The organism is Methylobacterium sp. Leaf125 (genome assembly GCF_001423085.1).
GTDB lineage: Bacteria > Pseudomonadota > Alphaproteobacteria > Rhizobiales > Beijerinckiaceae > Methylobacterium.
Genome location: NZ_LMNU01000048.1, coordinates 38319 through 60385, shown reverse-complemented (window position 1 = coordinate 60385; position 22067 = coordinate 38319). Strand labels below are relative to the sequence as shown.

General features: G+C 70.9%; 21 protein-coding genes and 1 pseudogene. 13 read left to right on the top strand and 9 right to left on the bottom strand.

Features of this window, described 5'->3' with window-relative positions; all coding sequences use genetic code 11:
* Positions 1–50: 50 nt before the first annotated feature.
* Positions 51–1280, bottom strand: coding sequence for a lytic murein transglycosylase (locus ASF58_RS23240; RefSeq protein ID WP_082513289.1), 1230 nt, complete (start codon positions 1278–1280; stop codon positions 51–53).
* 290 nt (positions 1281–1570) lie between these two features.
* On the opposite strand from ASF58_RS23240, the gene ASF58_RS23235 reads away from it, so the two are divergent.
* Entirely contained in the window at positions 1571–1801 is a 231-nt protein-coding gene (locus ASF58_RS23235; protein WP_055958346.1) for a hypothetical protein, read from the top strand.
* Between the two features lie 13 nt (positions 1802–1814).
* On the opposite strand, the gene ASF58_RS26340 is transcribed toward ASF58_RS23235, so the two are convergent.
* Positions 1815–1952 (bottom strand): hypothetical protein, encoded by a 138-nt coding sequence (locus tag ASF58_RS26340; protein WP_156375853.1) that lies wholly within the window; start codon positions 1950–1952, stop codon positions 1815–1817.
* Positions 1953–2227: 275 nt separating this feature from the next.
* Between ASF58_RS26340 and ASF58_RS23225 the strand changes: the two genes are divergently transcribed.
* A complete protein-coding gene (locus ASF58_RS23225) occupies positions 2228–3025 on the top strand; it encodes a lytic transglycosylase domain-containing protein (protein WP_055958339.1) in 798 nt (265 codons plus the stop codon).
* A 45-nt stretch (positions 3026–3070) separates the two neighbouring features.
* On the opposite strand, the gene ASF58_RS23220 is transcribed toward ASF58_RS23225, so the two are convergent.
* The 4 genes from ASF58_RS23220 to ASF58_RS23210 all read right to left on the bottom strand — a co-directional run bounded on the left by ASF58_RS23220 (position 3071) and on the right by ASF58_RS23210 (position 5963).
* Positions 3071–3445: a hypothetical protein gene (locus tag ASF58_RS23220; protein WP_055958336.1), complete on the bottom strand. Its 375-nt coding sequence runs from the start codon at positions 3443–3445 to the stop codon at positions 3071–3073.
* Positions 3446–3566: 121 nt separating this feature from the next.
* Positions 3567–3713, bottom strand: a complete 147-nt coding sequence (locus ASF58_RS26335; protein ID WP_156375852.1) for a hypothetical protein — start codon at positions 3711–3713, stop codon at positions 3567–3569.
* 296 nt (positions 3714–4009) lie between these two features.
* Positions 4010–5362: an L-serine ammonia-lyase gene (locus ASF58_RS23215; RefSeq protein WP_055958333.1), complete on the bottom strand. Its 1353-nt coding sequence runs from the start codon at positions 5360–5362 to the stop codon at positions 4010–4012.
* A 178-nt stretch (positions 5363–5540) separates the two neighbouring features.
* Complete coding sequence (locus tag ASF58_RS23210) at positions 5541–5963, bottom strand: hypothetical protein (protein WP_055958330.1); 423 nt, start codon at positions 5961–5963, stop codon at positions 5541–5543.
* 629 nt (positions 5964–6592) lie between these two features.
* Here ASF58_RS23210 and sfnG point away from each other — a divergent pair.
* Complete coding sequence (gene sfnG, locus ASF58_RS23200; protein ID WP_055958324.1) at positions 6593–7708, top strand: dimethylsulfone monooxygenase SfnG; 1116 nt, start codon at positions 6593–6595, stop codon at positions 7706–7708.
* A gap of 43 nt (positions 7709–7751) precedes the next feature.
* A complete protein-coding gene (locus ASF58_RS23195) occupies positions 7752–9011 on the top strand; it encodes an SfnB family sulfur acquisition oxidoreductase (protein ID WP_055958321.1) in 1260 nt (419 codons plus the stop codon).
* A gap of 188 nt (positions 9012–9199) precedes the next feature.
* Here the strand turns inward: ASF58_RS23195 and ASF58_RS23190 are convergent, their stop codons facing one another.
* Positions 9200–12070 carry an ATP-binding protein gene (locus ASF58_RS23190; RefSeq protein ID WP_082513275.1) on the bottom strand — a complete coding sequence of 957 codons (2871 nt, stop codon included), beginning with the start codon at positions 12068–12070 and terminating at the stop codon, positions 9200–9202.
* A 517-nt stretch (positions 12071–12587) separates the two neighbouring features.
* On the opposite strand from ASF58_RS23190, the gene ASF58_RS23185 reads away from it, so the two are divergent.
* Both ASF58_RS23185 and ASF58_RS23180 read left to right on the top strand, forming a co-directional pair.
* On the top strand, positions 12588–13082 hold the full coding sequence (locus ASF58_RS23185) for a TadE family protein (protein WP_055958318.1): 495 nt from the start codon (positions 12588–12590) through the stop codon (positions 13080–13082).
* A 3-nt stretch (positions 13083–13085) separates the two neighbouring features.
* Complete coding sequence (locus ASF58_RS23180) at positions 13086–13733, top strand: TadE/TadG family type IV pilus assembly protein (protein WP_055958315.1); 648 nt, start codon at positions 13086–13088, stop codon at positions 13731–13733.
* A gap of 49 nt (positions 13734–13782) precedes the next feature.
* Here ASF58_RS23180 and ASF58_RS23175 read toward each other — a convergent pair whose 3' ends face one another.
* Both ASF58_RS23175 and ASF58_RS23170 read right to left on the bottom strand, forming a co-directional pair.
* Positions 13783–15168 carry a pilus assembly protein TadG-related protein gene (locus ASF58_RS23175; RefSeq protein WP_055958313.1) on the bottom strand — a complete coding sequence of 462 codons (1386 nt, stop codon included), beginning with the start codon at positions 15166–15168 and terminating at the stop codon, positions 13783–13785.
* A 152-nt stretch (positions 15169–15320) separates the two neighbouring features.
* On the bottom strand, positions 15321–16328 hold the full coding sequence (locus ASF58_RS23170) for an HD domain-containing phosphohydrolase (RefSeq protein ID WP_055958308.1): 1008 nt from the start codon (positions 16326–16328) through the stop codon (positions 15321–15323).
* Between the two features lie 466 nt (positions 16329–16794).
* On the opposite strand from ASF58_RS23170, the gene ASF58_RS26830 reads away from it, so the two are divergent.
* The 7 genes and pseudogenes from ASF58_RS26830 to ASF58_RS26900 all read left to right on the top strand — a co-directional run.
* Positions 16795–16950, top strand: coding sequence for a hypothetical protein (locus tag ASF58_RS26830; RefSeq protein WP_200930243.1), 156 nt, complete (start codon positions 16795–16797; stop codon positions 16948–16950).
* A 79-nt stretch (positions 16951–17029) separates the two neighbouring features.
* Positions 17030–18337: an acyl-CoA dehydrogenase family protein gene (locus ASF58_RS23160; protein WP_244477461.1), complete on the top strand. Its 1308-nt coding sequence runs from the start codon at positions 17030–17032 to the stop codon at positions 18335–18337.
* A 12-nt stretch (positions 18338–18349) separates the two neighbouring features.
* Positions 18350–18937 (top strand): class I SAM-dependent methyltransferase, encoded by a 588-nt coding sequence (locus ASF58_RS23155; RefSeq protein WP_055958747.1) that lies wholly within the window; start codon positions 18350–18352, stop codon positions 18935–18937.
* Positions 18938–18948: 11 nt separating this feature from the next.
* Positions 18949–19674, top strand: a complete 726-nt coding sequence (locus ASF58_RS23150) for a cytochrome b/b6 domain-containing protein (protein ID WP_055958300.1) — start codon at positions 18949–18951, stop codon at positions 19672–19674.
* Positions 19667–20407, top strand: coding sequence for a molybdopterin-dependent oxidoreductase (locus ASF58_RS23145; RefSeq protein WP_055958297.1), 741 nt, complete (start codon positions 19667–19669; stop codon positions 20405–20407). Before ASF58_RS23150 ends, ASF58_RS23145 begins: the two co-directional genes overlap by 8 nt.
* Before the next feature lie 216 nt (positions 20408–20623).
* Positions 20624–21746 (top strand): annotated as a pseudogene (locus tag ASF58_RS26825) (MCP four helix bundle domain-containing protein); the annotation flags it as partial.
* Position 21747: 1 nt separating this feature from the next.
* The coding region (locus tag ASF58_RS26900; RefSeq protein ID WP_244477460.1) for a methyl-accepting chemotaxis protein at positions 21748–22067 on the top strand (320 nt) is incomplete at both ends.

Genomic DNA, 22067 nt, shown 5'->3' with positions numbered 1-22067 from the left:
CTGCTCTATCGCGGCCCCTCCGGCACGACCACCGCTAAATCCGGTCCGGGTCACGGGGAGGCCAGGATCCGCTCCCGCAGGGGAGCGTCGGCGTAGCCGTCGGGTGGCAGGCCGTTGGCGGCTTGGAAGGCCCGGATCGCCGCCCGCGTCCGGGGGCCGATCTTGCCGTCGGCGCTACCGGCCGGAAACCCGCGCTCGGCCAGGCGCAGCTGCAGTGCCCGGACGTCCCCGGCACTCGGCATCACCGTGTCACGCGGCCAGTCCCGGGTGAAGGCCGGCTCACCGCGCAGGCGGTCGGACAGGTGCGCCACGCTGAGCGCGTAGGCGAGGGCGGTGTTGTAGCGCAGGATGATCCGGAAGTTGGGCTGGAGCAGGAAGGCGGGCCCGCCCGCGCCCGCCGGCAGGACCAGCGTCGCCGGGCCGCCCTCTTCCGCCAGCGGCTGGACCGGGATCACGCCGCGTTCGCGCCAGGCGGCGATGCTCCGCTCCGTGGTCTCGTCGGCCAGCGCGAGGTCGAACCCCTCCGGCAGCCGCGCCTCGCTGCCCCAGCGCGCCCCGGAGCGCCAGCCCATCGCCACCAGGTAGTTGGCCGTGGAGGCGAGGGCATCCGGCACCGAGGTCCAGATGTCGCGCCGGCCGTCCCCGTCGAAATCCACCGCGTAGGCCTGGTAGACGGTGGGCATGAACTGGGTGTGGCCCATGGCCCCGGCCCAGGACCCGGTGAGCGGCCCGGGGGGGCCCTTGTCCTGAGCCTGGATCTCCAGGGCAGCGATCAGCTCCGCGCGCCAGTAGGGCGCTCGCGCCGTCTCGGTGCAGGCCAGGGTCGCCAGGGCGCGCAGGACGGGGCGGACGATCCCGGGATCCTCAAGGACGCTGCCGTAGGTGGATTCGACCCCCCAGAAAGCCGCCAGGATGAAGCGGTCAACGCCGTATCGGGCCTCGATGGCGTCGAAGGTCGCGGACCACTCCGCCAGCTTGCGGCGCCCCTCGGCGATCCGCGTCTCCGTGAGGTTGGCATCGAGATAGGACCAGATCGGTGTCACGAATTCCGCCTGGCCCTGCGGCGCAGCGGCCACCGCGGCATCCGGCGAGAGGGCGCGCAAGCCGTCCGCCACCCGCGCGGGAACGCCGCGCGCCTCCGCCTCGGCGGCGATCGCCCCGGTGCACCGCTCGAAGGCGAGGGGTTGCGCCCCGCCCCCGGATGCGGCACCCGCGGCGGGGGCCGCGGTCTCGGCCAACGCGGTACGGCCCGCGCCCGGAAGCAGGAACAGGGCGGCCATGACCGAGCGCGCGGCGGCAGGCCCGAGCAGAACCCCAGAGCGTCGCTGGCAGCACCACATGCGGGTCGTCTCCCTCCCTCGTTCCGTCGGGAGCCTAGCGTCGCCGACCCGAAGGCGAAAGCGGCCCCTCGCGACGCGTCGCCCTCCGCGGACCTTCACGTGATCGGCGCGCGCTGGCCCGGCAGCGGCATCAACCGACCGTTGCGAAACCGACGCTGCGCGTTGAGGATGCGGCGAGGGAGGACCACCATGCGTTGCCGGAACCGGCGTGATCGCTTGCGAGGCGGCCGATGCTGATCGCGCTGCTTCTGTTCGTGAGCGCGATCGCGGTCGGCTTCTACAGCCGGGTCATGACGGCCGTCGGATTGTCCGGTCTCGTGGTCGTCCTCTCCGTCGTGGTGTGGATCGCCCGGGGCGACGCCTCCGCCGTCGGCGGGCTCGTACTCCTCGCCCATCTCAGCGCCCTGCAGGCCGGCTACCTGCTCGGCGCCTATCTGCGCGTCCGCGCCGACGACCCCTGACGGTGCGGACGCCTCACCAGAACCAGACCGCCGTCTCGCTGAGTGCCAAGATCGGCCACCACAGGAGCAGGGCCGTCGCGCAGAGAACCAGCACCAGCGACAGGGGCGGACGCCGGTTCGAACCAGGACGGCGTGTCTTGAAGCGGAACATGATCGATGCGGCCCGGGACAGTTCGACGTTCGTCTTGGGCTGAACTGCACGGTCCGGGCCGTCGCGGCGGCGAGGGCGACGCGACGACCCGGCGGTGCATTCGGACATCTCTGCGTAACCAAACGCGGGGAAGTGATGTCCGAGGCCCGGTTCGCAAGCAAAATTGCCGCAATGTGGCTCGACTCCCGACCACGTTTGCCGCCTTGCTCCGCGCAAGGGGTCACCATCGATCCGTGCGGCCCCGGGGCGGCGCCGCGCGGCCAGGGAGTTTTGACATGATCGGACGTGGGTATCGGGCGCCGTGGATCGCGGCGGCCTTCGCGGCGCTCGTCTGTGCGACGGGCGGGGCGAACGCGGCGCAGTGCGGCAACAGCGCGGCCGGCTTCGAAGCCTGGAAGCGGGAATTCGCCGAGGAGGCGCGCGGCCGGGCCAGTGCCGCGAGCCTCGCCGCCCTGATGGGCACGTCCTACTCGACGGCGACCATCTCGGCCGATCGCGGCCAGAAGAGCTTCAAGCTCTCCCTCGATCAGTTCCTGGCCAAGCGCGGCGGCACCACCATCGTGTCGCGCGGCCGCGCCCTGAAGGCGCAGAACGCCGCCCTGTTCGATTCGATCGAGCAGCGCTACGGCGTGCCGCCCGGCCCGCTCCTGGCGATCTGGGGCATGGAGACGGGCTTCGGTGCGGTGAAGGGCAACGTGAACACGCTCTCGGCGGTCGCGACCCTCGCGTACGATTGCCGCCGCTCGGCCTACTTCACCGATCAGCTCTACGCTGCCCTCACCCTGGTGGATCGCGGCGTCCTGACCGCGAGCACCCGGGGCGCGGCCCACGGCGAGGTCGGCCACACCCAGTTCCTGCCCAAGAACGTCCTGAACTACGGTGTCGGCGGCAGCCTCGACAGCAGCGCCAACGCCCTCAACTCCACAGCGAACTTCCTCAAGGGCCATGGCTGGCGCGCGGGCGCCGGCTACCAGCCGGGCGAGCCGAACTTCGCGGCCATCCAGGGCTGGAACGCCGCGTCGGTCTACCAGCGCGCCATCGCGCTGCTCGGCGAGCGCATCGACGGCCGCTAGCGGACCCCGCCTCGCTCCGCGCGCCGGCGCGGAGCGAGTTCGGCCTCAGGGCCGCAGCCCGGCGACGTCGTCGCTGCAGAGCATCAGGTCGGTCGCTCCCGCCACGAGACCGGCGACGGCGCGCAGGTCCTGCGGCTCGCGCGGGCTCGCCGCGACCCGTCCGGCATCGCGCTTGAGGGCGCGGTTGCAGCCGCAGGAGGGCAGGCCTCCGTCGGGGGTACAGGCGTAGTGCTTGCGGCAGGCGGCGTCGAGGGCGTCGATCGGGGCCACATCCATGCCGTCGTTGCCGGGGCCGCAATAATGCCCGTGCATGAGCAGGGTGGGGCGCGGCGTCTGACCGGAACCCGTCAGGTCCTGGGCGGCGACGGGCGTGGCGAGGGTGAAGGCTCCGAGAATCAGGGCGAGCGTCAGGGTCCGCATGGCGGGTCTCCGGTCAGAAAATCAGGTCGAGGACATCGTGGCAATCGAGCCCACCGAACGCGTGGCGGCGCCGACGCAGCGGTCGGGCGCGCGCGCCCGGAGGCGGCCGCGTGCGGCGCGCTCAGGACGGGGCCGCGTCGCGGATGAGCGCCGGGGCGCGATCCGGCCCGGGGCCGGCGGTTCCGATCGTCGGCGATGCGAAGGTCATGGTGGTGAAGGTCATGGTGGTGAAGGTCATGGTGGCGAAGGTCATGGTGGCGAAGGTCATGGTGGCATTGTCCCGCGTCTTGGCAGGACGGATCGAACGCGGGCCGCACGCGCTGGCCGCTTCCGCCGTCCGGTAGACCCCTCGGGCGTTACAACCGGATCGGAACCACGGCGTTCCATAATTTTCAGAGAGCAGCCGGCTTGGACCCGCGAACGCTGGCCGCGCTCAAGCTTGCGTTCGGTCATGCACCATGGAAGCTCGGCAATGAGTCGGAGACCCGTGCCAAGACCCGCGCGAAGGCCCGCGCCGGTCTGGCGCCATTAGGAAACCAGTTCGTTCCTTTTGAGCGGTGGGCCTCAACAGGCCGCGACGTTCACCGCGAGGCCACCGAGGGAAGTCTCCTTGTACTTCGCCTGCATGTCGTGGCCGGTCTGGCGCATGGTCTCGATGACCTCGTCGAGGGTGACGCGGTGAATGCCGTCGCCGCGCAGGGCCAGGGACGCCGCCACCACCGCCTTGTTGGCCCCGAAGGCGTTGCGCTCGATGCAGGGGATCTGCACCAGCCCGCCGATGGGGTCGCAGGTCATGCCGAGATGATGCTCCATCGCGATCTCGGCGGCATTCTCCACCTGGGCCGGGCTGCCGCCGAGGAAGGCCGCGAGCCCCGCCGCCGCCATCGCGGCCGCTGAGCCGACCTCCCCCTGGCAGCCGACCTCGGCCCCCGAGATCGACGCGCGGGTCTTGATCAGGCCGCCCACCGCCGCGGCGGTGAGCAGGAACTCCCGGGCGCGGGCCTCCGACCAGTCGGGGCAGAAGTCCCGGGCGTAGCGCAGGACGGCCGGCACGATTCCGGCCGCGCCGTTGGTGGGCGCCGTCACCACCCGTCCGCCCGCCGCGTTCTCCTCGTTCACCGCCAGCGCGTAGAGGCTGATCCAATCCACGATCTCGTGGGCGGCGCGCGCATTGCGCAGGCGCCCGGCGGTGAGGTCGTCGTGCAGCCGCTTGGCGCGCCGGCGGACCTTGAGGCCGCCGGGCAGCTCCCCGTCCTGGCGTAGCCCCCGGTCGATGCAGGCGAACATCGCGTCGCGGAGGGCATCGAGCCCGGCCTCCACCGCCTCCGGGGCGCGGGTGCCGCACTCGTTGGCGAACTGCACCTCGGCGATGGAGAGGCCCTCGGCGACACAGAGCGCGAGGAGGCCGGCGGCACTGGCATAGGGCAGGGGGCAATCCGCCTCCGCCCCCGATGCGCCCTGCGCCTCCGCCTCCGTCACCACGAAGCCGCCGCCGACGGAGTAGTAGATCTCGCTGTCGAGGATCGCGCCGGCGGCATCGAGGGCGCGAAAGCGCAGACCGTTCGTGTGCAAGGGCAGCACGTCGGTGAAGTTGAACGCAAGGTCTTCGGCCGGGTCGAAGGCCGGGCCCGCGGGAGCCAATCGCTTCTCCGCGCCGAGCGTCGCGACGAGGCCGGCCACCCCGTCCGGGTCGACCGTGCGAGGGTCGTGGCCGAGGAGCCCGAGGAAGATCGCCGTGTCGGTGCCGTGCCCGCGCCCCGTCCAGGCCAGGGAGCCGAAGATCTCCGCCTGAATGCGGGCGAGCCCGGGCAGCCCCGCGGTCCGGGTACGGAAGCGGTGGGCGGCCACCATCGGGCCGACGGTGTGCGAGCTCGACGGGCCGATCCCGATCTTGAAGAGGTCGAAGGCGCTGATCATCGGGTCTCGCGTTCCGGGTGGGACCGACACCCGCGCAGGAACCGCGCCACCGCACGTCGACGATGCGGGCGGGACGTCGGCCGGGGGGCGGCGCCTCGCCTGATACACTGCGGGGTCGGGGCCGCGTATCCCGAATTTGTGCCGTCGGTCCTGGACGGCGGGACCCGATCCCGGCGAATCAGGCCGCCGCGCGGTCGTAATCGGTCCGGTCGACGGCCGAGGCCAGGAGCTCGGCGACCAGGGCGACGAGCTGGTGCCCGTGATACGGCGTGCGCAGGCGCAGCGATCCCGGTTCCAGGGCCTCGGCGTCGAGCTGGCGCAGCGAACGGGCGGTGTAGACGACCCCCACGGCCGGGTCGAGACAGCGGGCTACGCCGGCGAGCGAAAGGCCGTCCACCGTGTCGCGCACGTCGGCATCGGTCACCAGCACGTCGACGCGGCGCGCGGTGGTCTGGGCGAGGAGCAGGCTCTCGACCTCGCCGGCCGTGCGCGCGCCGAGCACCTCGTAGCCCGACATCTCCAGGCAGCTCGTGGTGATGGAGCGGGTCAATTCGTCTCCGGCGAGGAGAACCACGAGCGGTTGGCGGGACGCGGCCATCATGCGTGAACTTCCTGGGTAAACCGATCTCGCGCGCTTCGGCTTTCAAGTGGATGGTGGCTCGATCGTAGGATCGACCAATTAACGCGTGCTTAAACGACCGGTTTCACGAGGCAACATCAATTCTTTCTATAAGCACACAAGATCGGCAATTTGCAGCACATGCCCACCTTATCAGCATCGACCTGCCCGAAAAGATATCGATCCAAGCAGGCCGACTGCGTCGACTGGATTTCACCCCCGATCTCCGCCTGGAATAAGGGCATTGCCTGGGTGAAAACCGTGCCGCTCCTCATCTCCCCGTGCCTCCGCGTGCACCAGATCGAGGCCGGGCGGGCGATCCCGCCCCGCACTTGGGCCGGTGAAGCAAACTTCCGGCCAGTGCTCGCGATCGGGGAAGGAGCTTTTCCGTTCGGACCGAAAAAAGCCGTTTGCTTCCTTTGACGCACGGACAACTTCGCGCAATCCTAGGAACACAACGACAAACCGGAACACTAATCGAGACAATATCAGTCTTCACAAGCATGTGATGCTCCCGGTTTTTGTATTCATTCCGTCAAAGGGTCGGTATTGGGGCGCGGCCCCATGGGCCCTGCCGGAACGCCTGGCTCGATCAACGCAGGGGTGGGAAGATGGCCTTTCAAGCCGAAATTCGTGACGGCAGCGAACCGATCCGCTTCGCCTACTGGGTCCCCAACGTCTCGGGCGGCCTCGTCATCAGCAAGATCGCCCAGCGCACGAGTTGGGACGCGCCCTACAACCGGCGCCTCGCGCAGATCGCAGAGGAAGCCGGGTTCGACTACGCCCTCACGCAGATCCGCTTCACCGCCGGCTACGGCGCCGAGTATCAGCACGAATCCGTCGCCTTCAGCCACGCCCTGCTGGCAGCCACCTCCAAGCTGAAGGTGATCGCCGCTCTGCTGCCGGGTCCCTGGAACCCGACGCTCGCCGCCAAGCAGATCGCCACCATCAGCCAGATCACGGAGGGGCGTATCGCCATCAACGTGGTCTCGGGCTGGTTCTCGGGCGAGTTCCGCGCCATCGGCGAGCCGTGGCTCGACCATGACGAGCGCTACCGCCGCTCGGAGGAGTTCATCCGGGCCCTGCGGGGGATCTGGACCCAGGACAATTTCACCTTCCGGGGCGATTTCTACCGCTACAGCGACTATACCCTGAAGCCGAAACCCGCCGATCCGCAGCCCGAGATCTTCCAGGGCGGCTCATCCCGGGCGGCGCGCGACATGGCGGCCCGCGTCTCGGACTGGTACTTCACCAACGGCAACACGCCCGAGGGCATCCGGGCCCAGGTCGACGACGTCCAGGCCAAGGCGCGCGCCAACGGCCACGCGGTGAAGGTCGGCGTCAACGCCTTCGTCATCGCCCGCGACACCGAGGCGGAGGCCCGCGCCGTCCTCCAGGAGATCATCGACCACGCCGACCCGGACGCCGTGAAGGCCTTCGGGCACGAGGCGAAGAACGCCGGCAAGGCCTCGCCGGAGGGCGAGGGCAACTGGGCCAAGTCGAGCTTCGAGGATCTCGTCCAGTACAACGACGGCTTCAAGACCAACCTGATCGGCACGCCCGACCAGATCGCCGAGCGCATCGTGGCGCTGAAGGAGGTCGGCGTCGACCTCGCCCTGCTGGCCTTCCTGCACTTCCAGGAGGAGGTCGCGTATTTCGGCGAACACGTGATCCCGCGGGTGCGGGCCCTGGAGGCCGCGCGCCGCGAGCGGGCGCAGGCGGCCTGAGCCGAGCCCGTCCCGAACGCGCCCCCTGATCCGGAGACATCCCATGACCATCGCCGTCAGCCCGCCCCCGCGCGACACCGATCGCTGGCCCGACGGGGCACCCGGCCCCGCGCGGCCGGTCGCGCCGGCCCACGTCATCCGCGACGCGGCCGAGGCCCTGCGCGTCGCCCACGCCCTGGCGAAAACGTTCCGGGCCGGCGCCTCCGAGCGCGACCGCACCGGGCGCCGCCCCCTGGCCGAGCTCGACGCGTTCTCCCAGAGCGGCCTGTGGTCGATCACCGTGCCGCGGGCCCATGGCGGGCCGGGGCTGTCCTACAGGATCCTGGCCGAGGTGATCGCCCTCATCTCGGCCGCCGACCCGTCGATCGGTCAGATCGCCCAGAACCACCTCGGCATCGTGGCCGCCATCGACACGGTCTCGGACGAGGCCCAGAAGGCCCTGCTGTTCGGCCTCGTCCTGGCCGGTACCCGGTTCGGCAACGCCTTCTCGGAGATCGGCACGCCGCGCGCCGCCGACTTCAAGACCCATTTCGTGGAGGACGGCGACCACGTGGTGGTGCACGGCACCAAGTTCTACGCCACCGGTGCGCTGCTCGCCCATCTCGTGCCCATCGTGGCCCTCGATGGCGAGGGCCGGGCCTGGTACGCCATCGCGCAGCGCAACGCGCCCGGCCTGACGGTGATCGACGATTGGTCGAGCTTCGGCCAGCGCACCACCGCGAGCGGCACCGTGCGGATCGACGGCGTGCGCGTGCCGAAAACCCACCTGGTGCCGGCCTGGAAGGGCTACGCGCAGCCGAGCGCCGACGGTGCGATCTTCCAGATCATCCAGGCGGCCGTGGATGCGGGCATCGCCCGGGCGGCGCTCGCCGAGACCATCGACTTCGTGCGCACGAAATCGCGCCCCTGGATCGACAGCGGCCTGGCGCGTGCCTCCGACGACCCCCACACCATCCGCATCGTCGGCGACCTGACGATCCGCCTGCATGCGGCCGAGGCGCTGCTCGACCGGGCGGGCCTCGCCCTCGACGCCGCCGTGGCCGCCCCCGCTGCCGAGACGGTGGCGGCCGCGCAGCTCGCGGTAGCGGAAGCCAAGGTGCTCACCACCGAGGTGGCGCTCAGCGCCAGCAACACCCTGTTCGAGCTCGCCGGCACCCGTGCGACGCTGGCCGAGCACAACCTCGACCGGCACTGGCGCAACGCCCGTACCCACACGCTCCACGACCCCGTGCGCTGGAAATACGCGATCGTCGGCAATCACGCCCTCAACGGGGTGAACCCACCCTTCCATGCATGGAGCTGACCGGGGACGCCGCCCCCCCGACGCCCTCGACGCCGCCTCACGGCTGGCTCGTGCTTGAGAGCGGGCGCCCGCGCGCGAACGGAGGCGCCGGTTCCCACCGAGCCTCTGGCCGTGCGGGCAGAGGCTCCACACCGATCAGACCCGCCGGGATCCTCGCATAGACACCGCCCGCTCCGGGGCGGAGCCGCTCAGGCCGAACGCCGCGCCGCCCCCACCTCGTCCGGATCGAGCGCCTGCCCGAGCCGGGCCGCGAGGGCCTCCAGGGTCCGGTCCAGCAATGGCGACAGACCGGCGATCTCCGCGTCCGTGGCACGGACGGCGCCGGCGCGGGCCTCGGCCTCGATTTCTCCCAGCACCAGACCCAGGGCGCGGCCACCGATGTTCAGGCTCATCGACTTCAGGCTGTGCGCCGCGCGCGCGATCGCATCGGCATCGCCGCGGCTCGCCGCCACCCGGAGGTCCGCGAGGGCCTTCGGCGCGTGGTCCCGATAGAGGCCGAGCACGCGCGCACTGAAATCGCCGCCGGCCCGGGCCGCCATGTCGATCAATCCCGCGAGTACGTCCTCGTCGAGGAGGCCGGCCGTCTCCCGCTCGGGCGCGGCATCGGGCGCGGCATCGAGCACGGAGAGTCTCGGCGCGCCCGCGCTTTCCGCCTCGGGCACCAGGAAGGCCGCCAGCGTGTCGGCGAGGGCCGCCAGGGTGAAGGGCTTGGCCAGCTTGGCGTCCATTCCGGCCTCGCGCCACGCCTCGGCACCGGCCCCGACCACATGGGCCGTGAGAGCGACGATGGGCGTGCGGGCGCGGCCCTGCGCGAGGGCCTCGGCCCGAATGGCCTCGGCCGCCGCGTAGCCGTCGAGGACCGGCATGCTGCCGTCCATCAGGATGAGGTCGAACGCCCGGTCGCGACAGGCTTCGAGTGCGGCGCGGCCGTCCTCGACCAGGGTGAGGGCGGTGACGCCACAGCGGGCCAGGGCCTCGCGGGCGACCTCGCGGTTCACCGGGCTGTCGTCGGCCACCAGGATGCGCGCGGCGGGGAATTGCGGCAGGCGCCTGCGGGCGGACAGGCGGGTGCCCGGTCCGGAGGCGAACGGCGTCCCGCCGGCCAGGGAGTCCAGGGCCCCGCGCCACTCCTCCTGGACAACCGGCCAGCTCAGGAGATGATCGGCCCAGCCCGCCTCCAGGACCGGGGCCGCGGCGGCATCGCCGAGGCGCGCCAGGGCCAGGACCCGGCCCGGACCGGTCGGGCGACGCCCCAGGGCCAGGATCGTGGCCGCATCCGCGATCCAGTGCGCCGCCTCTGCCCCGGCCGCCTCCGCCGGACGGCAGGTGAACCCGGCTTCCGCGAGGCAGAGCCCGAGGCTCTCTCGCGTGGCGTCGCCCGACAGCGCGAGCACGATCCCGGCCCCGACCGCGTCCGCACGCCGGACGAGGGTCGGCGCGCCGGAACCGATCGCCTCCAGGGGCAACTCGGCCCAGAAGGTCGAGCCGGCACCGAGCACGCTCTCGACACCCATGCGACCGCCCATGGCGAGGGCGAGGCGATGGGCGATTGAGAGGCCGAGGCCGGTGCCGCCGAAGCGCCGGGTGGTCGACTGATCGGCCTGCGCGAAGGCCGAGAACAGGGTCCCGACCTTGTCGGCCGGGATGCCGACGCCGGTATCCCGGACGCTGAGGCGCAGCATGCCGGCCGCGCCGCGCTCCAGCCGCACCAGGACCGAGCCGGACGGGGTGAACTTCAGGGCATTGTTGACGAAGTTGCTGAGGATCTGGCCGAGGCGCACCGGATCGCCGAGCACCTGGCGCGGTACGTCCGGCGCCACGTAGGCGGCGAGGTCGAGGCCGGTCTCGACGGCCTTCTCGGCAAAGAGCGAGACCACGGTGTCGACGATCTCGGACGGATCGACGGCGATGCGCTCCAGATCGAGCTTGCCCGCCTCCACCTTCGCGAAGTCGAGGATGTCGTTGATGATCGCCAGCAGGCTCTGCCCGGAGCGGGCGACCACCTCGGCGTAACGCTGCTGCCGCTGGGGCAACTCGGAAGCCGCCAGGAGTTCGGCCATCACCAGCATGCCGTTGAGCGGCGTGCGGATCTCGTGGCTCATGGTGGCCAGGAAGGTCGACTTGGCGGCGTTGGCGGCCTCGGCCGCCTGCTTGGCCTCGTGCAGGTCGGCGGTGCGTTCCGCCACGTCGGCCTCCAGGCGCTGCATGTGCTGCGCCAGGCGGGCGTCGCGCTCCCGCACGGTGTCGAGGAGCGCGTTGAACGAGCGCGCCAGCACGCCGACCTCGTCGTCCCGCGCGATCACCGCGCCCTGCGTGTAGTCCTGCGCGACGCGGACGCGGTCCATGGTGCCGGCGAGCGCCGCGATCGGCTGGGTGATCGCCCGCTGGATCGCGTAGGAGATCGCGAAGCCCAGGACCATGACCAGGCTCGAGATCAGGGCCGAGGTCCGCAGCAGCGCCAGCAGGCGGTCGTTGAGGTCGGCCAGGTCGGAGACGAGGATGAGATTGCCGACTGTCCGGCCCGCCTCCTCGACGGTCACCGCCACCAGGGCGGTCCGGCTGGTGAGGAGGGCCAGGGGCGACTGCCCCTTTCGAAGGTCGAAATCATCGGTAAGGCGGGCCGTGAGGCCCCGGTCGGCCAGGATCGAGCCGTCGGGGCGCTCGATGGCCGCATAGACGAGCTCGCTCCGGTCTCCCTCCCCGGTTCGGTCGTCCACCGTCTCGCCGTCGCTCGCCTCGCCGTTAAGGACCCTGGCGTCGCGGGTCTTGCCGATGGCGTTCAGGACGCGGGCCGCCGCCGCCTCGTCCCCGGCCGCCGTGGCCCGCGCGCTCGCCGCCGCGAGCACGTTGGCGATGGCGACGAGGCCGTCCCGCTTGTCGTCGGCGTAGCGATTCACTTCCTGCCAGAGCGAGAGCAGCGTTCCGGCGAGGAAGGCGATCGCCACGGAGGCGCAGACCGCCAGGGCCAGGCGTCCGGCCAGGGTGCGCTGCCGACCCGGACGCCGGGCGGACGGAGGGGTTTGCCGGGAAGGGTCGGGGGCGCGCCGGGGATCGGTCATGGTGGCGCCAGCGTACCGGGTGTTGGTTGGAAGGGTCTTAATCGTTCTCCGAGCGCGCCGTCGCGATACGTCCGGAACGGACCCGGAGACAGGCATTCGAGCGGCCCCATCCGCAATCAGCACGCGCATCGAGCGTCGAGCCGCGACCAGGCACTGAACCTCTCCGTCCCGATCCGGTGATCGGGGGAACGGTTCCACGCGAAGTCTTGGCGGCGCAGCCACGAATGCCTCGATGCCTTTCCGGCGGGACAGCGCTTCGTCCGGCTTGCCGGAATCTTAAGTGGTCGGCGCTAGACCAGGGCAGGGCTGCCGACGCCCCCTCGAACGCGTTCCGATCGGCCGCCCGATCCGTATGCCGCCCGTATCCATGTGCGATCCCGCAAATCCTGAACTCGTGAATCCCGATCGCGTTGCCGCAGGTTCTGGCCACGCACCCGGCGGCGGGGGCGGGACGTCGCTGCGCATCGTCCTGGCGCGATCCGGTCCGCGGCGGTTCCGGCAGGATCAGTCGGGCGCCATGGCGGTCGAATTCGCCCTGGTCCTGTTTCCCCTCTGCATCCTGATCTTCTTCGTCCTCGAGAACGCGCTGGTGTTCTGGGTCACGTCTGCGCTGGACAACGGCCTCGATGCCTCGATGCGGCAGTTCTACGTCCAGTCCGGCGCCTCGGCCACCTCGCTCCTCGACGCCGTGCGCAGCGAGGTCTGCCGCCAGGTCAATCCGTTCGTCCGCTGCGAGAACCTGAAGATCGATATTGGCGTCTACGACAGCTTCACCCGGATCGACCGGACCAGCCCGATCGACCCCGCCTCGGGGACCTGGCGGGCGGATTTCGGCGTCCAGCACGGCTGTCTCACGAAGGGCAGCGTGGTGGTGGTCCAGGCCGCCTTCGCGCAGCACACGTTCCAGAAGTTCGGTGTCGTGAAGACCCAGTTTCAGGACGGGAGCTGGCTCATCAACGCCACGTCCGTGCTGCAGCTGGAGGGCAACTCCACCGGCGGCAGCGGCTGTTGAGCCATGGCGGTCGCGCGCCTTCGCTCCGTGATCGCACGCCGTCGGATGGGTGAGCGGGTCGCCGCGGGCTTCGCACGGGCGGAGGACGGCGTCGCGATCGTCGAATTCGCCCTGATCGTACCGGTGCTGCTGCTCATCTACTTCGGAGCGGTGGAGATCACGAGCGTGATGCGCAACGTGCGCAAGGTCGACATCCTGTCCCGCACCATCGGCGACACGCTCTCCCAGCGCACGATGCCGACGGCGGACGAGGTGAACGACGTGTTCCAGGTGGCGCCCATCGTGCTCGCGCCCTTCGACGGCACCGGGGTGCAGATGACGGTGAGCGCGGTGGGGGTGGTGGGCGACACCGAGACGGGCCCGCTGCAGATCTGCTCCAGCGTGGCCGCGGCGGGGTCGCCGGTCCGTGCCCCCGGGGCGCCCGCCCCCGTCGCCGTCGCCGACAGCCTGCAGCCGAAGGGGACGCGCCTGCTGCTCGTGGAGATCAGCGCGCCCTACAAGCCGGTGACCGGCTCGTCCCTGTTCAGGGATGGCGGCCCGGGCTTCGTCATCACCCGCAAGACCCTGTGGCCGGTCCGCTACGGCCGGCGCTACGCGAGCATGAGCCCCGAAGTCGTCCTGGGTAGCGGCACCGCCTGCCCGCCGCGCTGAGCGGCCGGGCCGGTCGGCCAGCACGAGCCGCCTGTCGGTGGCGCCCGGCCTACTGCGTGAGCTGCGTGTCGGCCGAGCTCGGTCCGACGCCGGCCGGCACGGGCACGTCGGTGCTGCCGTAGCGGGCGTTCAGCATCAGGTTCGGGCCGTCATAGAGGTTGATCGTCCGGGCGATGATCACCGTGTAGGCCGACTGATCGGCGACCGGCTTCTTGGAATCGATGATCAGGCGGCCGAGGGGCAGGTAGATGGTCCCCAGGAGCGTGCGGGCATTGTCGCTGATGATGCGGTATTCGCGCAGGGCGATGAACCCGCCGGGCGCGGGCTTGGGCTTGCCTTTTCCGCCGAGCGGCAGCGGCAGGATGGACGGAATGGTCGCGTTGCGGTCCTCGAAGAACAGCAGCCCCGCCAGCAGGCCGGTCTTCGGCGCGGTGAGGCTGATGATGCTCTTCTCGTCGAAGAGCAGGCCGCCGCGCACGCCGGTGAAGTAGAAGCCCGTGTTGACGCCGCTCAGGCTGGCATCCTTGTCGACCACGAGGGGGCCGTCCTTGAGGATGTAGATCCCGGGCTGCAGCGTCACGACCGCGCCCTTGGTGATGTGCAGGCCGCCGCAATAGGTGCCGGGCTGCAGGGTGACGATCCCGCTCACGACGTTGACGCCGTAGGTCGGGTCGTCGATGCCGTCGATGAACTTCTTCGGATCGACGAAGAAGCCGAGGCTGACGCAGGAGCCCGGCGTCGGGCCCTGCCGATCGATCAGGGGATCACGCAGGGCGGGGCACCCGGTGGCCGGCGGCGGCGTGAAGTTGGCGCCCGACCCGGAATAGCCGCCGGCGGAGCAGGTGGAGAGGGCGGTGGCCACCGCCGCGTTCTCGCCCTGGATGCCCTCCGGGTGGGTGGAATTCGAGTAGAGCGAACAATCGGTGGCGGTGATGCGGGCCGCGCTCTCCAGGTGGAAGGCGCCCATTGCCTGGCGGTCGAGGGCGAGCAGGCACAGCCGCGTGGTGCCGGCGAGCTTCGCCGTCGACGAGACGCTCACCTCCAGGCTCGGGATGTTGAGGAGCTTGCCGAAGGACAGGGCGACCTGCTCGCTGAGCGTGAGGCGGACGCCGGAATGGTTGTTGAGCACCTCGGCCGTCACGGCCGGGGGCGCCGCGCTGCCGCTGCGGGCCTGGGCCAGAGCCATGGCCTTGGCGGTGCGGATCGCGGCCGCGTCGTCCGCATTGGCGAGCTTGAACTGGTTGACCCCCGCAATGCTGCCGCTGTCGGCGGCGCGCTGGAGCTCGGCCCGCCGCTTGACCAGGGAGGCGTAGTCGATCGCCACGGCGCTCAGGCCGGTCAGGATCGGAAACAGCAGGGCGACGAGTACAAGGACGCCGCCACGTTGGTCCGTGCGGAAACAGGCGGCAAACTTGGCGGCGTGGGCGGCAGTCATGCCGTTACGCTTACGAGGGGCGGGTTACCGACCTCCTGAAACCGTCCCCGAAAAATCACTGTGTTCGGGCGAAGACAGGATCAAGGTTAAGGTCACGCAACAGGATCCTGGAGTCTTCCTGAAGTTGAGCGCCGCGCCACGACCGGTCTGCTTCAGCGGGCGCGAGACTTCAGGAAGGCTTCCACGCAGGCGGGATCGAAATGACGCCCGGCCTCATCCTGGAGATGGGCCAACGCTTCCGCCGGCGACCACGCCGTCTTATACGGCCGATCGGAGGTCAGGGCATCGTAGACGTCCGCCACGGCCACGATCCGCCCCGACAGGGGAATGGCCTCCCCGCGGAGGCCGGCCGGATAGCCGCGGCCGTCCCAGCGCTCGTGGTGGGTGGCCGCGATCTCCGCCGCGAGGCGGACCAGACGCGAGTCGCTGCCTTCGAGGATGCGACGGCCGCGCTCGGCATGCGCCTCCATCGTCCGGCGCTCGTCCGCGGACAGGCGCCCGGGTTTCAGCAGGATCGAATCCGGAACGCTGAGCTTGCCGATATCGTGCATGGTGGAGGCCAGGCTGAGTTGCTCCACCTCCTCCGCGGCAAAGCCCAAGCCCTCGGCGATCCGGGCCACGTATTCGGCGACCCGCGCCACGTGGTTGCCGGTCTCCGAGTCGCGATGTTCGACGGCCTTCATCAGCAGGCTGATGATCTCGCGCTCGCGGGCGACGATGAGGGCGGTGGCGGCCTTCACCTCGCGATCGAGCCAGGCCGCACGGTCGATCTGCGCCAGGCGCGCCTGGTTGAGGGCGAGCAGGTTCGAGACACGGGCGCGCACTTCGACCGGATCGAAGGGCTTGGCGAGGAAATCGGTGGCGCCGGCGGCCAGCGCGTCCCGGCGCAGCGCGCGCTGGTCCAGGCTCGTCACCATGATCACCGGCACATGCTCGAAGCCCGGGATGTCCCGGGCGGCGCGGATGAACGCGATGCCGTTCATGCCCGGCATCTCGAAGTCGGAGATGGCAACGCCGATCTCGGCCGGGTGCTCGCGGACGAACGCCAGGGCATCGTCGGGCCGGAGGAAATCACGGGCCGTGCAGCCGGGGAGGTCGCGGAGAGCCTCCACCATCAGCATGTTGTTCAGGGGCGCATCATCCAGGATGAGCACGAACATCAGAGCAGCCTTGAGTCAACGCGCCTCGCCGAGGCCTTCCTTATACCGGAGGGATTGCCGCCGGACCTTTAACGAAGATACCCAGGGGCGCTCGACGGGCGCTCGACCCGCCTCCGGGGACGCTTGCTCCGCGCCTGCGCGGCCAAGCCCTGTCCGGCTCCCGCGCGAGGTCGCCCCCCTCGATCCCGCTCCGCGCTCGCAGCCGGAAACACCCGCACGCCCCACCGGCTTCGAAGGCGGACGACGCGCTCGATCCGTGGCCGGCGGCCGGCCCAAACAGGTGTGCTCCCCCGGAGCCGCGCCGGACATCCGTGTGCGGCCGCACCCGCCGGACCCGGATCGCTGCATGCCAGCGTTTCGTCGGGCGGGTCTGCCGGGTTCCGGCAGCAAGGCGTATCTTAAGACCGTGATCATCGTTTTCATCGCGGAATGCGGTGACGCACACCTGTATTCGGGAACCTGGACCGTGGATATCGAGACCGCCAAGATGCTGGTGGGGGCTGCCCTGATCGTGGCCATCGGCAGCTTCACTTTGCTGACTGTGGGCTGGACCGTGCGGGACATGCTGACCGACCTGCGGGCCGGCCGCGCCGAGCGGGCACGGGCGGCGACGGCGGATTAATCCGGGGACGCTCCAGCGCCCTTTGACGCGGGGAAAACCGGCCTTCTAAACGCGCCCGCCATCTGGAGATCGCGCGGGCGTGATCCATGTGCTGGGTATGAACTTCATCCCATCGCATCGGCATCTTCAGGATCGTTCGGAGACCCACGCCGTCCGCATCCAGGCCGCGGCCCGCGCGGTCGCGGACCGCGCGGGCGAACGCGCCGATGCCCTCGATCGGGACGGCGGTTTTCCGGCCGAGGACATCACCCACGCGCATCGGGCCGGGCTGCTCGCCGCGCCGCTGCCGGTAGCCCTGGGCGGGGCCGGTCTCGACGCCCCCGCGATGGCGCCGGTTCTCGCCGATGTCCTGGCGCAGATCGGCCGGGGCAGCCTCGCCCTCGGTCGCCTCTACGAAGGCCACGTCAACGCCCTGTCCCTGGTGCTGCGCTATGCGGAGCCGGCGGTGATGGAGCGGCTGGCCGGCGACGTCCGTGCCGGACACCTGTTCGGCGTTTGGAATACCCAGCCCCAGGCCGGCGGCCTCAGCCTTGAGAAAGTCGGCGGCCTCAGCCTCGAGAAAGCCGGCCTCAGCCCTGAGGAAGCCGGCGGCCCGAGCCTGGCAATCCCCGACGGCCCCGCACCGGCCGGGGACGCCTGGATGCTGGCGGGGGTCAAGTCTTTCGCCTCCGGGGCCGGCTCGGTCACCCGCCCCCTGGTCACGGCGCGCCGGCCCGACGGCCGCCAGCAGATGCTGATCGCGGATCTCGAGACCGGGACCCGGGCCGACCTGTCCGGCTGGCAGGCGCAGGGTATGCGGGCCTCGACCTCCGGTCTCCTCGACTTCACCGGCCTGCCCGCCGGCCCCGGTTGCTTCGTCGGTGGCCCGGACGACTACTTCGCCGAGCCGCACTTCTCCGCCGGCGCCTGGCGCTTCGCCGCGGTACAACTCGGCGGCATCGAGGCGGTGTTCGACGTCCTGCGGGCGCATCTGCGGGCCACAGGCCGCGGCGGCGACCCGCATCAGGCGGCCCGCCTGGGTGAGGCCGCGATCGCGGTGGAGGGCGCCCGCCTCTTCGTGGCTCAGGCCGCCCGGCTCGCCGCCGACCCCGGGGCGGAGCCGGACCGGGTGATCGCCTACGTCAATCTCACGCGTCTCGCGGTGGAGCGGGCCGGCCTCGACGTGCTGGAGCGGGCCCATCGCTCCGTGGGATTGGCGGGCTTCCTCAGTCCGCATCCCCTCGAGCGGCTGGCGCGCGACCTGGCGACCTACCTGCGCCAGCCCGGGCCCGACCGGGCCCTGACCAGCGCGGCGGCCTACGTCCTCGGCGATGCGCGACCGGCGGACCGGCTCTGGCGCGATTCCGCCGGGGCGCCGGGCCCCGACGAGGGTCCGGCCGATCTTTAGGCGGTGACGGTGATGACACGCTCCCCACATACGCTGCCGCCGGATTACTTCACGGACCTCTACGCCGCGAACCCCGATCCGTGGGACTTCACCACCAGCCCCTACGAGCACGCCAAGTACGAGGCAACCCTGGCGGCGCTGGGCCGCGAGACCTACCCGGAGGCCCTGGAGGTGGGCTGCTCGATCGGCGTGCTGACCCGCCGGCTGGCCGACCGCTGCGCGGCGCTGCTCGCCCTCGACGTGGCCGAGACGGCCCTCGATGCCGCCCGCGCCCGTTGCACGGCGTGCCCCCAGGTCGCGTTCCGGCGCGCCGCGGTGCCGGCGGAGTGGCCCCCCGGCCGGTTCGACCTCGTGGTGCTCTCCGAAGTGCTGTACTTTTTCACGCCCGAGGACCTGGCCCACATCGCCGTGCGCCTGGCGGCGGCCCTGAAACCGGGGGGCGAGGTCATCCTGGTCCACTGGCTCGGGGAGACGAACTTCCCCTTGAGCGCCGATGCGGCGGTCGAGACGCTGATCGCTCTCACCCGCGGTGCCCTCGAACCCGACCGCAGGGGCCGCACCGAGCGCTATCGCCTCGACGTGCTGCGGGCCCCCGCGTGAGCCGCCCGCCGATGGCGGAGGATCCGGGACCGTCCCTGGTTCACCGGCACGCCGCCTGGGTGCGCCTGACGCATTGGCTCAACGCCGTCGCGTTCCTTGCGCTCCTGGTCAGCGGCATCGCGATCCTGCTCGCCCTGCCGCGGCTGTTCTGGGGCGAGACCGGAGCCAACGGGGCGCCGGCCGCCCTCGACCTGCCGTTGCCCGTGAACCTCGAACAGACGGGCTGGGGCCGCAACCTGCACTTCCTCGCGGCCTGGGTGCTCGTCCTCAACGGGATCGTCTACCTCATCGTGGCCTTCGTGGGCGGTCACTTCGCCCGCGACCTCGTGCCGGATCGCGATCAGCTGGCCCCGGGCCACCTCGCCCGCGAGATCGCCGACCATGCCCGCCTCAAGCCGGCGCGCGGACGCGAGGCCCTGCGCTACAACGCCCTGCAGAAATTCGCCTATCTCGTCGTCCTGTTCGTGCTGTTTCCGCTGATGGTGCTCACCGGGCTCACCATGTCGCCGGGGGTCACGGCGGCCTATCCGGAGCTCTTCGCCCTGTTCGGCGGCCGGCAATCGGCGCGCACCCTGCACTTCGCCGTCGCCTGCCTGCTCGTGCTCTTCCTCGTGGTGCACGTGGCCCAGGTCTTCGTCGGCGGGGCCGGCAACCTGATGCGGTCGATGATCACCGGACGCTTCCGGGTTCCGCCGGCGACGACCCGCCCCCCCTTCGCGGAGCCCCCCGATGCGTGACCTCTCGCGCCGCCGCCTCCTCACCGGCTCCGGCAGCCTGATCGGCGCCGGCCTCCTCGGCGGCTGCGACGCCCCGGCGCTCTCGCGGCTCGCCACCCCCTACGACTGGAGCAACGGCCTGACCTTCGCGGTCCAGCGCTGGCTCCAGCGCCACCAGCCCCTGGTGCGCGAGTTCGGGCCGGAGGCGATCTCGGCGGTGTTCCCGACCATCAACACCACCGACCCGGACAATCCCGATTACCGGCGTTCGAAGGCGCTGGGTTTCTCCGACTGGACGCTTCCGGTCACCGGCCTCGTGGCGCGCCCGGGAGGCTTCTCGCTGGCCGATCTGAGGGCGATGCCCGCCCGCACCCAGATCACGCTTCATGCCTGCGAGCAGGGCTGGTCGGCCATCGGCGCCTGGACCGGCGTGCCGCTGGCCCACCTGCTGACCCAGGTCGGGCTGCGGCCGGAGGCGCGCTTCATCGTGGTGCGCAGCGTCGATGGCTGGTGGGACAGCTACGACCTGTTCGACGCCCTCCATCCGCAGACCATCCTCGCCTACGGCATGAACGGCGGCGACCTGCCGGTGGCGCACGGGGCGCCGGTGCGCCTGCGGGTCGAGCGCCAGCTCGGCTACAAGAGCCTGAAGTACATCAGCGCCATCGAGGCCGTGGATCGGGTCGAGGGCCTCGGCAAGGGGCGCGGCAGCATGGTCGCCGAGCTCGGCTTCCCCTGGTACGCGGGCATCTGACCTCACGCGGCGCGTGTAACCGGGCGCTATCGGACCATATAGCGAGCTTCGGCGACCGTTGAACGGACAGCATTGGACGTAATCGCTCCGGCGGCATCGATCGTCGGAAACATGACAAATCAGTCCTCGTTACGTTCCAGGCCAATCTGATAACGCCATGTTAAGCATGCAGTTGTTTCCTCCGGTCGGAATGCAAATCCGGACGGTTCCACAACGATGCGTGTGTCTCTGAAATCCATCCTGATCGGTTCGGTAACCCTGCTCGGCGTGGCCGCGGCGGGTCAGGGCGTGGTCAGCGTCGTGAAGCTCAGGGCGATCGAGCACGAGGTGAACGAGGTCGCGACGAACTGGCTTCCCTCCGTCAACGTCGTGAACACGATCAGCACGGCGACGCGCGACGTGCGGGTGAAGCTGTACCGCTTCGTCGTCGCCTCCGAGACGCCGCAGGCGCTGGCCGAGAACGAGGCGGGCCTGAAGACCGCCATGAAGACCCTCGACGGCCTGCGCCGGACCTATGAGCCGCTGATCAGCTCCGCCGAGGAGAAGGCGCTCTACGACACCTTCACGCCCCTGTGGACGCGCTACGGCGAGGGCCAGCAGCAGGTCATCGACCTCATGAAGGCCGGCCGCCAGGCCGACGCCCTGGCGCTCACCACCAGCGCCGCGATGGCCGACCTGAACAACGGCGCCATCCGGGCCCTGCAGCGGGCCGTCGACTTCAACCGGGAGGGCGCCCAGAACAGCACCGCGCTGAGCCTGGCCAGCGCCGGCTCGGCCATGCTGACGGCCTGGATCGCGATGACGATCTCGATGGTGGCGGCCATCGGCACGATGCTGTTCAGCCTGTTCGGCGTCGCGCGTCCGATCGAGCGCATGACGCGCACCATGGGCAGGCTGGCCGGGGGCGACACCAGCGTGGACATTCCGTCCCGGACCCGTCGCGACGAGATCGGCGACATGGCCGCCGCGGTGAGCGTGTTCCGGGACAACCTGCTCCAGACCCGCAAGCTCGAGGAGGAGACGGTGCTGGCGCGGGCCGGGGCCGAGGCGCAGCGCAAGGCGGCGATGCGGGCGATGGCCGACAGCTTCGAGGGCGCGGTGGGCGGCATCATCAGCATGGTGACGAGCTCGGCCACCGAGCTGCAGGCCACCGCCCAGAGCATGGCCGGCACCGCCACCCAGACCGCCAACCAGTCCAGCAGCGTGGCGGCCGCGGCCGACGAGGCCGCCGCCAACGTCAACACCGTGGCGGCCGCGGCCGAGGAGCTCGGCTCCTCGGTGCAGGAGATCGGCCGCCAGGTCGGCAGCTCGGCCGCCATGGCCCAGACCGCCGTGGCCGNCGACCATGGCACACGGCGCCGTCCAGGAAGCCGCCGAGACCGCCGAACTCGTACAGCAGCTCAACACGGCGGTGGCGCGCATCGGCGACGTGGTGACGATGATCACCTCGATCGCCGGCCAGACCAACCTGCTGGCGCTGAATGCCACGATCGAGGCGGCGCGGGCAGGGGAGGCGGGCCGGGGCTTCGCGGTGGTGGCCGCCGAGGTCAAGGAGCTGGCCAACCAGACGGCGCGGGCCACGCAGGAGATCGGCGAGCACATCAGCCAGATCCAGGGCTCGACGGGCCAGGCGGTGGCGGCCATCGACGGGATCGCGGCG